The organism is Vibrio sp. YQ_11 (genome assembly GCF_043103065.1).
Taxonomy (GTDB): domain Bacteria; phylum Pseudomonadota; class Gammaproteobacteria; order Enterobacterales; family Vibrionaceae; genus Vibrio; species Vibrio parahaemolyticus.
Window position 1 is genome coordinate 40,384 of the sequence record NZ_JBICJM010000048.1, and the last position, 14,555, is coordinate 54,938.

Here is a 14,555-nt window from a genome sequence, read left to right on the forward strand (position 1 = left end):
CTGATTAAAAAATATCAAATTGACTCTCTGACCGCGAGAACTAACATTCACACACTTTGTTCATATCGTTTCAAGATAGCGTTGACACTCATTTTGGAAATGTAAATGAAGGCTTTGATTGAGGTTCTTGGCGGGCAGGTGAAACACTGTCCGATAAATCAAAAGTTTGATATTAGTTCGACGGATTTTTACATTGTCTTAAACCATAACTGTGCTTTGGAGTTATGTGATTCTAAAGGTATTAAACAGTTTATCGAACCACCTTGCTTGGTCGCTATTGGCGCGGATTTCAAAGGGCAAATCGCCATCAATTCGTTCGTAGAAAATGCCAATATTTCGGGTTTCAGACTGGCTGCGTGTTTCATTGAAAAACTCAATCAACAGTTGAACTTCCGCGAGCTTTGCGATGGCGTGTTCTCGGGGAATGTGGCGGTGAGTTTCACTTTACGTCCAGGAATCGTGGATATCTACTCTGCATTAAAAGCAATGGTAGAAAAGGGCTGTGGTAACCGTTCAAACGATGAATTGCTCGATATCAACAGCATGCTTTTGTATTTGTTGATGCACTTTGAGCAGAGCGCCAGTCAGGCAGAAACTCGTTCATATTCTTCGTTGTCTTCACGTATTCGCGCGCTGATTTCTAAAGATCTAACGAAGCCGTGGACGCTCAAAGAAATTGCGAAACTGGTTTACATGAGTGAGTCGACGGTAAAAAGAAAGTTGAACAAGGAAGGGACGACGTTTACTGACGTGCTGCAGGCTGCACGACTAGATACAGCACAACAAATGGTGTGCAACAGCGACGCGAGTGTCAGTGCAATAGCTGAGCTATGTGGTTTTAAGCATGCCTCTTATTTTGGTGCCTGTTTCAGAAAAGAATATGGTGCCACACCGCTTGCTTATCGAAAACAAGCCCAGCTCAGAGCGAGTTGATCGTATTGAATAACAAAACGCCCGATACAAAATCGGGCGTTCTATTGAATATGATGGGGGATGATTACTTAAACCGCTATTGCTTCTTTTCTTGCGCGCAACGACGTTAAAATTTGAGGCAGTAAAGACATCACAATCATGCCCACCATCAAGCTGTATTGGAGTGGGGTAAAGTTTTCACCCAACAGCAATAACCCAGAGACGATCCCCGCAATCGGGTTGGCAATGCCACCAAACGTAAAGTCGACCACAGACATGCGTTGCAACAACCACACATACATGCCGTAGCCTAGCGCGGTGTTGAGCACAATTACCCACAGCAGCCCTAGTGTGTTGGTCATATCGATATTCTGTACGGCATGCACATAAGGCTGCGGATTGATGGTAGCTAACACAGCCGCGGCGATAGACAGCAATACACCACCCAAAATCAACTGCCACGTGAGTACCGTCCACCAATGCATTTTTGTGCCGAGTGATTTGGTTACGCTACTGCCAATCACGATGCACATGATGGCCGCCAGCATCGCCCCTAAACCGATAGGGTTCAGCGAGATTGAGCTTGGATCGAACAAGAACCACGCTAACGCAATCAACACTGCGCCGCTAATACCTTGTATTGCGCTAGGTTGACGTTTGTAAACCGCCCAACCAAACAGCATGGCAAAGACGGGGACAGAAATCATGCCGACACCGGAAATTGCAGAAGGTAGGGTCAACGCCATCACAAAAATGAGGCCAAAGAAGAAGGCGATGTTAATCGTGCCCAATATCAATAACACTTTCCATTCGTGCTTTTTGGGCAGCGAAGGTTTGATTGCCAGTAGCAGTAGTCCGGCTGGCAGTGCTCGCAGTGCTCCCAGCAACACTGGCGGCCAGTCTGGAAGAGTGAACTGCGTAACGGCATAAGTAGTGCCCCAGAAAAATGCGGGGATCATTGCGAGTAATATGTTCATGTAAAATATCTTTACGTTGAGATAATTAATTGTAAAGGTACGCGCTAGATTACTTTTTGTAAAGTATCTTTATGTTAAAGTAAATCGTCAGACCGAATTCGTATTGGAGAAAGAAAACTCGTGGACGCAATTGATAGAGTAGTAACGCAGTGGGCAAAGGAAAAACCAGATCTTGATACCGAACCAATGGCTATCATGGGTAGGCTAATGCGCATTGCTAAGCATATGGAGTGTCGAGTCGCTGATCTGCACAAACAATATGACCTGAAAATGGGCGAATTTGATGTGTTAGCCACGCTGCGCCGTGCCGGAGCGCCTTACCGTCTCACCCCATCAGAGTTGATTGCGTCGATGATGCTCACGTCCGGAGCGATGACCAACCGCTTAGACAAGCTAGAAAAGAAAGGCTTTATTGCCAGAGAGCACAGTAAAGAAGACCGACGCAGTGTTACTGTTGAGCTAACGACTGAAGGCTTGGCATTGATTGAGTCGTTGATCCAAGAGCATGTGGATGTACAACATAGTTTGATTAGTGGATTGTCGGCGGACGAAAAGTCACAAGTGAATCAGGCGTTAAAGTTACTACTGCCTCAATTTGAATAGCGAATCTCGTCGCAAAAAAGCTAAGGAATGAGCATGAATATCAAAGAATTGGAATCGTATTTAGAGACATTTATGTGCGCCGAAAGTGACTTCCCCTTTGGCCCTGACGCGCTTGTGTTCAAAGTAAAAGGCAAAATGTTCGCGATAATCGCGGAGCGTGGTGGTCGAGAATACGTCAGTGTTAAAGTGAAACCGGAAGATGGAGAAGTGCTAACGTCCCAGTTTATCGACATCACACCGGGCTACCACCTTAACAAACGCCATTGGGTCACAGTGTATTTCAATGGTGATGCCGAAGATGGTCTCATTCAAGACTTGTGCGAGCGCTCCTACGATTTGGTTGTAGCGAAACTGCCCAAAGCGCAACGTACATTGCTTGGACACTGAAGCCAAATAGCATTTCAGGAAAGCGTTTAGGCAATAACGAAAACCATCAATTGCTCGCTGAAAAACTCGCACCTTTTTTGAGCTCGGACTATATAAAAAGAAGTTGCGTAAAAAAGGAAGTGATATGCGAGCACTATCTGACTGGTTAGAAGCCTACGGTGAAAGCCATCAAAACCCAATCAATCAAAAAATTCACAAAGTTGCCGTACCGGGTATTTATCTTTCTGTGGTTGGGCTTATTTGGTCCATTCCTCAACTTTCAATCTTAGGTTTTCAGCTCAACTGGGTTTGGTTCGCTGTCATTCCTGTTTGGGTCTTTTACTTCCGTTTATCTCTCAGTGTGTTCATGATGATGCTCGGTTACACGTTAGCGTGCATTGGTTTGATTTGGTCGTTGGAGATTCTAGAGCTACCCGTCTTACACATTTCTATGCTGCTGTTTGGCGCTTTGTGGATTCTTCAGTTCATTGGGCACAAAATCGAGGGCAAAAAGCCATCCTTTTTTGAGGACCTACAGTTCTTATTAATCGGCCCAATCTGGGTGTTTCGAAAGCACTAAATGCGCAAGCTGAGTGTATTGCCACAACACGATTACGATTTTGAGTGTAGTATTCGGCTCCTTTCGACGTTTATGTAGTAGAGGCGAGTGGTGAGTGACGCGCATTTCCAAGGGCAGTTTGAAGTTGAGTTAAAGTATCGAGTAAAAAATCATGATGCATTTTTAAACATGCTCAAACAGATTGAGCATGAAGTCATGTTCGAAAACAACCAAGAGTCAGATTGGTTTTACGATACCCCACAACGCACGCTGACTCAGCAGGGCAAGAGTTTAGTGCTCAGAGAAATTCAGCCTGCCGGTATCAAACTGTGGATTGTAAAAGGGCCAGAAGCTGACCGTTGTGAAGCAACAAATATCACTAAGTTAGATTCTGCTCAAAGTATGCTCGAAAACATGGGCTACGAAGTGATTCAACGCAGCAAGAAAATCAGAAGTATCTTCTTTGTCGGCGAGTTCCATATCACCTTAGATTTTCTCGATGGTTTTGGTCACTTTGCGGAGTTCGCTATTATGACCGACGACGAAACTGCTTTGGCTAGCTATCGCGAGCGGTTAGTCGCACTTGCGCAGCAGTTTCATCTAAGCGAAGCGGATAGAGAGCATCGCTCATACAAAGAGATTTTATCAGCTTAGTCGCTATTTCTTTCCTTTCTAAAACGCGAAGCGAATTCTTCCCAAAACACAATGTCATTTTTGTGTTCTTCTCATTGGTTTGACAGGCAACTCCTAGTAAACAGCACTATGATTACCATAGTGCTGATGCACTGAACCCACACTATCATTTAATGAGTGACGCCGTCACTTTGTGGAGGAGTAATGTATAACCGAGAACATAAGTATGCTTATTGGCGAGAGGAGAGAAAGAAAGGAAAATGGCACTACATCATGAAATCGTTTTTTATGATTTGTTGTGCGTTGTTGGTGGGTAAAATTATCGGTTTGTTCATCTTTGGAGAGCTTCACACTTTTCAGGACGTGACGGAGCAGTTTCCGGCAGATTTCTTCATCATGATGTTAGTTGGTTTCCCGATTAGTGTTGTGGGCTGGTATCACGAAGAGTCCAAGTTCTTCCGTGCTCTAAAACGTAAAGATAAGCAGCTAAAGATGAAGCGAGAAAAAGCAAAGCAAAACAATTCATCAGTGAGTTAATTTCATTTTGTGCGATGGCGCAACTTCCTGTTTTTTCGTGCAGTAATCCGCAAGGTTTCCATGATTTTTTGCAAATTTTGTTCATGCAAGGTCTGCTAGTTTCTACAAGACATACTCCGGTCTGCCACTGTGATTGGTTATTGTAAGACCGAAGGTAATAGAACGTTAAATGAGATGGATACATGGACCGACAATCAATGCTGCATAGTCAGAAGATTTATTTTTGTACTGATGAAGAACTCGCAAAACAGCAAACGCAATGCCTAGAGATTCTCTATGACTACAATCAAACGCGACCTTCAGAGGGCGAAAAACGTGGTGAAATTCTTCAGCGTTTACTTGGGTCTGTGGGCGATAACTGTTATTTAGAGCCACCGCTTCGAGCAAACTGGGGGCGTCACACTTATCTGGGTGATAATGTGTACGCCAACTTCAATCTTACACTTGTCGATGACACCTATATTTATATCGGCAATTCCGTGATGATTGGCCCGAATGTGACGATTGCGACAGCAGGACATCCTATAGAGCCAGATTTACGTCGGGAAGTTGCTCAGTTCAATATTCCTGTTCACATCGAAGACAATGTTTGGATTGGCGCAAATTCCGTGGTGTTACCGGGTGTGACGATTGGTGAAAACTCGGTTATTGGTGCAGGGAGCGTTGTGACCAAAGATATTCCAAGTAATGTCGTTGCGGTGGGAAACCCTTGTCGTGTGCTACGTGAAATCGGCGAGCATGACCGAGAGTTTTACTTCAAGGATCGTAAAGTCGAGGGCAATGTCTATAGCGACCAAGAAGAGGCTTAACGTTGGGCACATGAAGCGATAGATAGAAACAAGAAAAGGCAGATTGGACCATCTAATCTGCCTTTGTTCGTATTGAGTAGCTAAAAGACGAAATTCAACATCACCGTGTAGAGGTTGGCATTGGTATCGGCTGGTGGGAGAGAAAACGCGCCGGAGTCGTTGTTGAAAGCTTTAAAGTGTTGCCATTCGGCATTCACTGACACGTTGTAATCCACGTCAAACCTTAACCCTGTCAGGACGCTGTCACCGGTCTTCTTTTCGTTGTCGTCAAACTGCTGGCCATAAACCACGTAAGGGGTGAACTTGTTTAGGTTGTAGCTGGCTGCGGCGTACCACGAGGTCGAGATATCGCTGGTTTGTCCTTCTGCTGTGACGGTTATACGGTCAAACTCATATTTTGTACCCAGTGAAAAGAGCTGGATGTGTTGGTCTTCATCTTTCAGCCGTATTGTTCCCGCCGCGCTGCTTTGGCCAGGTATGGGCTGCATGGCGTTAGAAAGTACGGTGGTTTGATCGTACTCGGCATTCAAATACGCAAAGTTCCAACGGTAGTTATCACCGCTTAACGTCAAGTTAAGCCCTGCTGAATAGTTGGTGTCTATACTAATGTCCGTATCTTCACTGATGGTAACGTCGCTGCTGTAACCGTAGCCCACAAACGGCATTGCAGTGATCATCACATTCTCATTAAGGTCGTAATTCCATCTAACGGATAGGCCATCATACGCCGTGATCCCGAGAATGCTGTCATACACTTCGTTCGGCGGTCTGGCGGTGGTAAACGCTTGTCCCACATAGTTGTATTCAGAAATAAGGAATACAGGCAAACGCAATCGACCACCACGAATTTCGACGTTGTTATAGGTGTAAGCGAGGTAAGCCCATTCTACTTTGGGTTCACTCCAATGATCTTGCGGTCGCTTGACGACTTGAACAGAAGCACGAAAAGCTTGATAGAAGTAATCAAGTTGGAGGCCGAATGTGGTGTCGCAATCGAAACAGCTGTCATCATCAATAAATCGATTCACGAGCAATGAAGTTTCGTTGTCGGACTGCGCCCAAGCAATGGAGCCAAACCCGCTAAGCGATAAGTTATCGGTCAGTTCTACTGTTGCTAAGCTCGGAAAAGCGACACTGCTAATAAGTACTGCGAGGAGCGATCTCTTCATTTCATTTCTCCGAACTGACGACATAAAGAACATGAGCATCCGACGGCAACGAGTCGACGGGGGCATAGCCAATGCGATTAGGTTGTTCCCGCATCCAAGCTAACAAAATTTCAATACTGGGTTGATCAATTACTTTGGGTGGACGCGCCTTGCCTGAAAACGAAAGGCTGGCCCAATGCGCATTCATTTGAGCCAAGTTTTTATTAAGCAGGTAGCGATAGAACTCCGTTCGTTCAACGGACGTCTCTGGCCAATCAGAGAGTTCAATTCGTTGGCCTTGTAATAGTCTGGTTTTACCTCGGTAGAGCTTCCTGGCTTTATTAATGGTCAACGCGTCAAACTGAGCGTTAAGTGAGAAAATGGCGTAACTTTCTGCGGCAAATGCCTGATGGCTCCAAGGCAACGAAAATATAAGCAGCAAACAAGCGGAGGCCAGTAGTCGCAGCGCTCGTTGATTATGAGGGGGGAGAATCATGCTCATGTGTGGCTCGCCTATATTACGTTTTCGATTTGATGCAACAGTTTCTCCTTTCTCACTGGTTTTGGCACATAAGCGTCCATCCCGGAGTCAAAACAGCGTTGAATATCGTCGTCGACCACACTGGCTGTTAGCGCGATGATCGGCGTTTTTTCGAGTCCTAAGCTTGCTTCATAAGCGCGGATCTGTTTCGTTGCTTCGAAACCATCCATCACCGGCATCATGCAATCCATTAAAATGATGTCGAAGCCACCATCGCGCTGGAACATCTCCACTGCGATCTGGCCATTTTCCGCGACTTCAAATTGATAGCCAGCCTTGCTTAACAGTAAAGAAGCAACTTTTTGATTCACTCGGTTATCTTCCACCAATAAAATCCGTTCACGTCGCATTGGCGCAGCACTTAACGTCTCACCAACGCGTTGTTTAAATTCGGGTTCTTCAAAAGCGGGCAAGCTTGATTGGTTGAGCTTTGTCGATACAGTTACGGGAAGTCGCAACCCAACGGCTTTATCAAGTTTCTCTTTGAGTAAATCCGCCTTAAACGGTTTTGGTACGTAGTCGTCCATGCCGACGTCAAAACACTTTTGAATATCGTCATCAACAACGCTTGCTGTTAACGCGATGATAGGAATGCGGAACGTTCGATTTTCTTTCTGCTCTATTTGTCGGATTTGTTTAGTTGCCTCAAACCCATCCATCACCGGCATCATGCAGTCCATCAAAATCAGACAGTATTGGGATGTCCTGAACATGTCGACCGCTTCCTCACCATTAGCAGCGACATCAAAACTAAAACCTGCTTTGGTGACATGCAACCCTGCAATTTTTTGGTTCACAGTATTGTCGTCTACAACGAGCACTTTGGGTAATTTTTCAAGTCGGGTTGCAGGCTGAACGACGGAAATAGATTGAGTAAATCGTTCAGCACAGCTTTCAAGCGCTTTGAGTAGACGTTGTCCTAGCAAAGGTTGAGTAATGATCGCTGCGACACGGTGACCGAAATCAAGCTGTTGGCTGTGTAGATGTTTGATTAGGCAAACTTGCACATGTTGATGTTCCAAATTTCGCATCAAATCTGTGTTCTTCACCGCGGCATCTGGCGTTGTTTCAACGTAAAGAATGATGATGCGTTCTTTGTCGTTAATCCATGTTGGAAGAGCACTAAGATCATGAACAGATTTATGTACTTGAATGTGATAGAAGCTCAACTCATTGCGCAGTTTTGTTTCTAGGTCACTGTCGTCACAGACGAGCCAGATTTGATTATTCACGGTATGTCGAGCACGAAAATGAGCTTGAGAAATCGGTGCTGTGAGTTGGAAGTAGAAACGGCTTCCGCGGCCTTTTTCAGATTCAAGTTGTATGCTTCCGCCCATGAGTTCGACAAGTTGCGTACTGATGGCAAGGCCTAAACCTGTACCTCCAAATTGGCGGGTGGTGGAATCGTCCTCCTGAGCGAATGGTGCGAATATTCGTTTCTGTTGCTGCTCATCGATGCCGATGCCTGAGTCTTGCACGGAAAACTCGATGATGGCTTCCGATTCATTACTTTCAAGCGTGGTAATCGAAAGCTCTACACTGCCTCGTTCCGTAAATTTAACGGCATTGGACATGAAGTTCATGATCACCTGACGCAAGCGGTGATCGTCAATGACGATGTGATAAGGCGTGTTCGGGCTAATGCTGACGGTTAATTCGATGCCTTTCTCTTTTGCTTTTGGGGACACGATTGAGGCGATGTCATAAATTGATTCTCGCACGCAGGTTGAATGAGGACTTATCAGCAACATGCCGGACTCAATTTTGGAAAAATCCAACACGTCGTTAATCAGGCTGAGCAGCAATTGGGAAGACGTCTCTATTGTGTCGACGTAATCTCGCTGTGTAGCCGTCAACGGGGTGTCTGCCAGCACTTCAGAAATACCTATCACACCGTTGAGCGGAGTACGAATCTCGTGCGACATGTTCGCGAGGAAGCTACTTTTCGCTTTGCTGGCTTCAATCGCGTCGTCTTTGGCGCGCTCTGCGTCTTCTTTGGCTTTGGTGAGTTTCTGCTTTGCTTGTTCTCTCTCATGACTGAGTTTTTCCACTTCTTGAGCAAACTTGCTTAACTCATCTTTGCCTTTGATGAGCTCAGAAAGTGGTGAGTCTTCGCTGTCATTTTCGCGGCTTAAAAACTCAAGAACAAGATGCAGGTTGTTGGTCACTTTACGCACCAAGCGAATGGTTAAACTGATAACAATAATCGTCACCAACGACATGATAACAATGAATACCAACCGCTGTTGCGTGGTTGCTTTAATGGTTTGTGCGAGCTTCGTTTGCAGCTCATGTTCCATCGTGTCGTCGATGTCATGAAGTAGCGCCAGTCGCGTGTTCAGCGCAGCAAGTCCAGCTCCCGTTTTAAGAGGAGATAACGCTTGTAGTTCCTCTTGGTTAAGTAACTGATCACGAAATTCTTGGCTAGTTTGAAATACCTTGTTGCTAAAGGTTTCTATCAGCAATTGGACTTGGTTCTGGTTGGCATTGAGCGCGACGAAGCGCTCTACAAGCAGCTGTTGGTTTTGAATCAGAGACTGAATCTCATCACGAACAGCGTCGTCGTAATGAAGACGCTTATTGGCTGAATAAATGAGATATTCACTCAATCGACGCTCTTCCGTCGACCAAAACATTAACCATTCCAATTGCATTAAGGAGGAAAGATGGCGATCGGTTTCGTAACTGACGTTACTAAAATAGACCTTGTCGAGATTAAGTAGAATTTGCTCAAAAGTATCTGCTCGCCATTCTGCAATATCCAGTTTTTCTTCGATATCGATTGCTGTGAACATCGAGAGGCTGGCTTCTTCAAAACTCGCAAGTAGAGGCAAAACCTCAGAATTGTCGCCAAAAACGCGGGGGGTCGTTTCTTTTAGTTCTTGAATGAGCTGCGCTGTTTTTTCAGCTTTATTCGGGATGGATGGGTTATTGGGTAAATTAAACAGGTAAGAGACTTTGTCGATGTAAACAGAGAATAACTGAGCTTTTTGTAAATCTTGAGCTTGAGTCGAAAGATTATGAACGTGTTGTCCCGCCAGAAAAAACAACAAAATGATTGGCAGTAAGACAAGGCCAAACAGTTTGTGTTTTACCGACAGGTTATTCCACGAAAAAATTCCGACCACAGCGCATTTCCATATCCAAAGGGTTGATATGAAAAGTGTAGTTTATCTATTTAGGTTGTTAGCGCTATGAGAGCAATCGGGTTTAAAAGGGGATAAAAATGTGACGTGTTTTACAGAAAGCTTCTCATAACGCCAAGCAAGAAGCAGAGCGTTATGAGCTTTTCATGCCAGTTTTTAACCTACGATGGAAGAGGCATTGTGCTTCATTGTTTGGCAAGTATTTTCAAGTTCTAGGAGCTGCGCCGCTGGAACAGGCTTGCCTAAGAAAAAGCCTTGTGCCACATCGCAATTTAGACGCTCGATCAGCGCCAGTTGTTTTTGGGTTTCTATACCTTCTGCCACAACTTTCATTCCGAGGTTGTGAGCCATTGAAATGATGGCGCGTACCAGAGAGTCATCTTTGTTGTCTTGCTGGGTTTGTGCGATAAACGAGCGATCGATTTTAAGCCCATCAAAGTTAACTTGTTGAAGATAGGACAGGGCAGAATAGCCAGTACCAAAATCATCTAACCAGACTTCAATACCAGTGGCTTGCAGTTTGCGCAAAACGAAGTGGGCTTTTTCGATGTCGTCCATCAAAAGTGACTCCGTCACTTCTACGTGAATGTCTTTTGCGGATACATTGTATTGCGATAAAAAGTGCTCAAATATGAGGCTAAGATCCTGACGGTAGATTTGTCGTGGCGACAAGTTCAACGCGATATGAAAATCATGGTCGAATGCTTCTGCCCATTCCGCTCTTTGCTTGATCGCGGTTTCGATCAAATGCTCACCAAGATCGAGAATCAAGTCGTTTTGTTCTGCAATCGGAATAAACTGCTCAGGGCCAATGTAACCTTTCTCGGGATGATTCCATCGCACTAATGCTTCAACCCCAACCAACTGGTAGGTCTTAAGGTCAAATTTAGGTTGATACCAAAGCTCAAATTGCGATAAGTCGTGGATGGAGCGACTCAGTTCTCTTTCGATATAAAGTCGTTGTTTCACCGTCGCATCGAATGCGGGATCGTAAACGGACATAATGTCTTTGCCGCGACGTTTTGATTCTTGTGCGGCAAGGGATGAAAGTTGCAGCAACGAATCTGCGTTACAACCAAACTCTGGATATACCGCAACACCAAGGCTGGTGGTTAAGCGGATATTGTGACTGTCGAGCCTCAATGGCGATAGCACTTGCCTATGAATTTGGTTGGCTATCTCGCGTGCTTCTAAGCTGTTATTGCATGGGAATACGACGACAAACTCATCCGCCCCAACGCGGCTTGTGAGTATCCATGGTCGATAATCTGGTTCGATATAAATTGGCAGTTCCTTTCTCAAAAGTGCCGAAAGGTGCACCAGTAATTTGTCCCCAACATTGTGGCCGTAGTTGTCGTTGATGTGCTTAAAATCATCCAAATCGACAAACAGGACGGCAAGCGCTGGCGCTCGCTTGGCGCTGATTTGTTCTTGAAGATCAATCAGCAGCTTTTCACGATTAGAAAGCGAAGTCAGAATGTCGTGATAGGCCATGAACTCAACACGGGTTGTGTAGGTGTTTACCTTGTTAGACATCTTGTTATAGGCAGTAATCAGCTCACCAATTTCATCTTTGCGTTGAATATCGGTAACTGGAAGTGCTTGAGTATCAAATTCCGAAAACTGTTCACTCAACTGTTTGATTGGTTTCACCAACGAGCGACCTACGGCAAACGCGAATAAGCTACCCATGAAGATAGAAATAATGCTGATTGCCAGCAGCAAAATAAACATGTTGTGTTTATCTTTAGACGTTATCGCTGCAACTTGTGCAATGTTTTGCTCTTTTTCTTCTAATAAATGGGCAAGGTTGAGCTCCAAATATACGGCTCCAAGCGTCACATCAGATTGGTGAATAGGCGCGGCAATTTCCAGTTGTTCTCTAGATAGAGCGACTTGGACACGCTCTTGTTCAATTGCCTTTAGAATAAAGTCTGAGCGGTAGTGGGGCTGAGCAAACATGGCAAGCTGAGGTGTACCATCGTGGAATACAAGTCCATCGTTATCTACAACATGGATTTTTGATACGTCCGGTTGGCTTAAGGTTGCCGTAATCTGTCCATAGACTTGGCTGATGTTATCGTTGTAAAGCGGATCAAACAGCTGCTTAGACAACAACTCCGCGTACACTAATCCTTTTTGTTTGACGTAGGATTCCGTCTTATCTTGAGAATTTTGCGTAATCTGCTGCGCGAGATTGTTTGAGTATGTGTCGTAGCCATGCATGTAAAGTACAAGGTTGACCACAACCACCAAAACAACGACGGAGATGGTCGCGAAAATGTATTTGGTTTCTAGCGAAAGTTTGTTCAGCATCAGTTTGCCTTTGGTAGCAAGTTAACAGACTTTCGAACCGTGTCGAGAGACGTTGCCATATCTGGCGTGAGTGCTGATATGCGCTTGGTATTTTGGAATACATCCAAGGCATGCAAACCTTCTGGTGAGGCATCCATTTTCAATAAAATCGATGTAATTTCATTTTTGGTCGATTGGCTCAAAGTAGGCGACGCTAAAACCAAATCACGCGGGATCTCCACCGAGTTATGGAAAATGGTCAGTTTTTCCTTCATGTTTTCTGGCAAATCTTTTGGGTTGTTCCAGTTGAAATTACTGAACGCCCCTGCGGTAACGCGCTGTTTATACACCCAAACGGATAGGTTGATTTCGTTGGATTGTTCCAAATGTTCATCCAAAAACAAATAGCCGATACGGCCTTTCGTTGGGTGATCATCTATAGAGCGAAGGTATTCTAATTTTTCGCCTTGGTTGAGCAATGTAATGGCAGGTAAGTAAAAGCTGCTGGTGGAGTTGCGACTCTCGAAAATGAGCGTTTTGCCGCGCAGATCGGCCAAGGAATGAATGTCACTGTCTTGATGGGTGAAAAATACAGAGTGGTATTTTTCGAGTCCTTTTTTCCACCTTACGGCGAGCACTTGGCTGTTAGATTCTCGTTCTAGGGTTACGGCGTTAAACGGTGTAGCTGTTGCAATTTGAACGCTGCCATTTTTGAGAGCAACTGCAAGTTGTCCATAGTTGTTGAAGACTTGTACAGACCCAGAGGTATAACCGAGATGATTCAGCCTTCCGGATACATATTGAGCAAAGGGTGTCGCCTTTTTGATTTTACTTTTTGCTTTGTCGGAAACGATACCTACGGTGAATACGAGGTCATTGACGGGTTGAGCGCTAGCAAGAAAGGGGGAGCTTAGAGAAGCAAGCAGTAAGAGTGTGCAGGCAGGTTTCATCCGGCGTCAACATCCTTGGGTATGTGTTCTTGAACGACAAGATTCAAAAATAAAAGCAAATCGCACTTCAACGAAGCGCACAATCATTCAGTAATTATTGAGTTAGAACTCAAAAAGTGACTCGGTCACGTATCTTTCAAATAGTACCGATTTTGAATGTTAAGTACAGGAGTAATGTCGCTCTTTCAGTGACTGAAACACAAGTGAAACAGGGGATTTGTCGGCGTTCTGAGAAACAGGGCTCACTTAACTTGAACGGTGTAAGTGAGCCTGAAAATAAAATGAGAGGTTAAGCAAAGACTTATGCTGTTTGGGTTATTAGTGTGGCTCCTTAAGACATGCGTTCTAACTGTTTTACGTATTTTTGCTCTAGCGCTTCATTACCTGCCGCACGTTCTAACTCGATCATAAGTTGCAGTGACGTTTTTTTCACACCGTACATTTGATTAAATCGCATCAGTCGAATTCTTGCATCGGTAAAGTTGCCACTTTCTATTTCGAGTTTAGCCAGTTGGAGAATCGATTTTGGGCGGTGTGGGTCGTGATCGATAGCTCGCGTAAAGTAGTACTTTGCTTTGTCTTTATCTTGTGATTTCAATGCGCAGAAAGCGGCGTTTTCGTAGCTTGCAGGGATGAGGTAGTAATAAGGTTGTTCAATTGCGCGGTTAAACATTTGGTCGGCTTGTTGGAAATCACCTCGTTTACATAGAAATGTTCCGTAGTTATTGAGTACGTTGCCGTTTTTGGTGTGTTGGCGTAAAGAGCGTTTGTACATGTCTTCTGCTTTCGCATCTTCACCAACAGTTTCGTAGTAGTGTGCCATAGAAAGCTGTGCGCGGTAGTATTGTGGGGCGTGGCTCAAGGCTTGTTGCAAGTTGTCGTGCGCTCGGATCATATTGCCACCTTCGAGATAACCAAGCCCAAGAGCGATGCGAGATTCTGCCATAGCAACAGGATCGGCCTTCACGATAGGAGCGCCGTTTTCTTTTACGGTAACACAGCCTACGAGTGCAAACTGCGTCATCAACATTAGTGCACTGAGCGTTACGGTTTTCATTCTTCTTCCCCACATCCCTGAA

At 44.9% G+C, this 14,555-nt stretch carries 14 protein-coding genes; 7 read left to right on the top strand and 7 right to left on the bottom strand.

The annotated features are described in order from the left end of the window. The first annotated feature begins 105 nt into the window (after positions 1 to 105). Positions 106 to 933: a helix-turn-helix transcriptional regulator gene (locus tag ACF8EG_RS18625; RefSeq protein WP_069506908.1), complete on the top strand. Its 828-nt coding sequence runs from the start codon at positions 106 to 108 to the stop codon at positions 931 to 933. A 68-nt stretch (positions 934 to 1,001) separates the two neighbouring features. On the opposite strand, the gene ACF8EG_RS18630 is transcribed toward ACF8EG_RS18625, so the two are convergent. Continuing rightward, positions 1,002 to 1,889, bottom strand: a complete 888-nt coding sequence (locus ACF8EG_RS18630) for a DMT family transporter (protein WP_065764928.1) — start codon at positions 1,887 to 1,889, stop codon at positions 1,002 to 1,004. A 120-nt stretch (positions 1,890 to 2,009) separates the two neighbouring features. Here ACF8EG_RS18630 and ACF8EG_RS18635 point away from each other — a divergent pair, with 120 nt between their 5' ends. The 6 genes from ACF8EG_RS18635 (at position 2,010) to ACF8EG_RS18660 (ending at position 5,396) form a co-directional block, all read left to right on the top strand. Continuing rightward, positions 2,010 to 2,492: a MarR family winged helix-turn-helix transcriptional regulator gene (locus tag ACF8EG_RS18635; RefSeq protein WP_005464470.1), complete on the top strand. Its 483-nt coding sequence runs from the start codon at positions 2,010 to 2,012 to the stop codon at positions 2,490 to 2,492. Between the two features lie 33 nt (positions 2,493 to 2,525). Then, entirely contained in the window at positions 2,526 to 2,879 is a 354-nt protein-coding gene (locus ACF8EG_RS18640) for an MmcQ/YjbR family DNA-binding protein (RefSeq protein ID WP_025818078.1), read from the top strand. A gap of 124 nt (positions 2,880 to 3,003) precedes the next feature. After that, positions 3,004 to 3,438: a DUF962 domain-containing protein gene (locus ACF8EG_RS18645; RefSeq protein WP_005464615.1), complete on the top strand. Its 435-nt coding sequence runs from the start codon at positions 3,004 to 3,006 to the stop codon at positions 3,436 to 3,438. 87 nt (positions 3,439 to 3,525) lie between these two features. Beyond that, positions 3,526 to 4,071, top strand: coding sequence for a class IV adenylate cyclase (gene cyaB / locus ACF8EG_RS18650; RefSeq protein ID WP_065764926.1), 546 nt, complete (start codon positions 3,526 to 3,528; stop codon positions 4,069 to 4,071). 183 nt (positions 4,072 to 4,254) lie between these two features. Next, a complete protein-coding gene (locus ACF8EG_RS18655; protein WP_065764925.1) occupies positions 4,255 to 4,587 on the top strand; it encodes a hypothetical protein in 333 nt (110 codons plus the stop codon). A 182-nt stretch (positions 4,588 to 4,769) separates the two neighbouring features. Further along, complete coding sequence (locus ACF8EG_RS18660) at positions 4,770 to 5,396, top strand: sugar O-acetyltransferase (RefSeq protein WP_025508940.1); 627 nt, start codon at positions 4,770 to 4,772, stop codon at positions 5,394 to 5,396. An 80-nt stretch (positions 5,397 to 5,476) separates the two neighbouring features. On the opposite strand, the gene ACF8EG_RS18665 is transcribed toward ACF8EG_RS18660, so the two are convergent. From ACF8EG_RS18665 to pilW, 6 genes are all read right to left on the bottom strand, one after another. After that, positions 5,477 to 6,565 carry a sulfate ABC transporter permease gene (locus tag ACF8EG_RS18665; protein ID WP_069491306.1) on the bottom strand — a complete coding sequence of 363 codons (1,089 nt, stop codon included), beginning with the start codon at positions 6,563 to 6,565 and terminating at the stop codon, positions 5,477 to 5,479. A 1-nt stretch (position 6,566) separates the two neighbouring features. Continuing rightward, positions 6,567 to 7,046 (bottom strand): hypothetical protein, encoded by a 480-nt coding sequence (locus tag ACF8EG_RS18670; protein WP_020840704.1) that lies wholly within the window; start codon positions 7,044 to 7,046, stop codon positions 6,567 to 6,569. An 11-nt stretch (positions 7,047 to 7,057) separates the two neighbouring features. Further along, positions 7,058 to 10,213, bottom strand: a complete 3,156-nt coding sequence (locus ACF8EG_RS18675; RefSeq protein WP_069506910.1) for a response regulator — start codon at positions 10,211 to 10,213, stop codon at positions 7,058 to 7,060. A gap of 174 nt (positions 10,214 to 10,387) precedes the next feature. Then, positions 10,388 to 12,547: a GGDEF domain-containing phosphodiesterase gene (locus ACF8EG_RS18680; RefSeq protein ID WP_069506912.1), complete on the bottom strand. Its 2,160-nt coding sequence runs from the start codon at positions 12,545 to 12,547 to the stop codon at positions 10,388 to 10,390. After that, the gene (locus tag ACF8EG_RS18685; RefSeq protein WP_069506914.1) at positions 12,547 to 13,476 is read right to left on the bottom strand and encodes a phosphate/phosphite/phosphonate ABC transporter substrate-binding protein; all 930 of its coding nucleotides are present in this window, start codon (positions 13,474 to 13,476) and stop codon (positions 12,547 to 12,549) included. The genes ACF8EG_RS18680 and ACF8EG_RS18685 overlap by 1 nt, the downstream gene beginning before the upstream one ends. Positions 13,477 to 13,807: 331 nt before the next feature. Further along, a complete protein-coding gene (gene pilW, locus ACF8EG_RS18690; protein WP_069506917.1) occupies positions 13,808 to 14,533 on the bottom strand; it encodes a type IV pilus biogenesis/stability protein PilW in 726 nt (241 codons plus the stop codon). Positions 14,534 to 14,555: the final 22 nt, after the last annotated feature.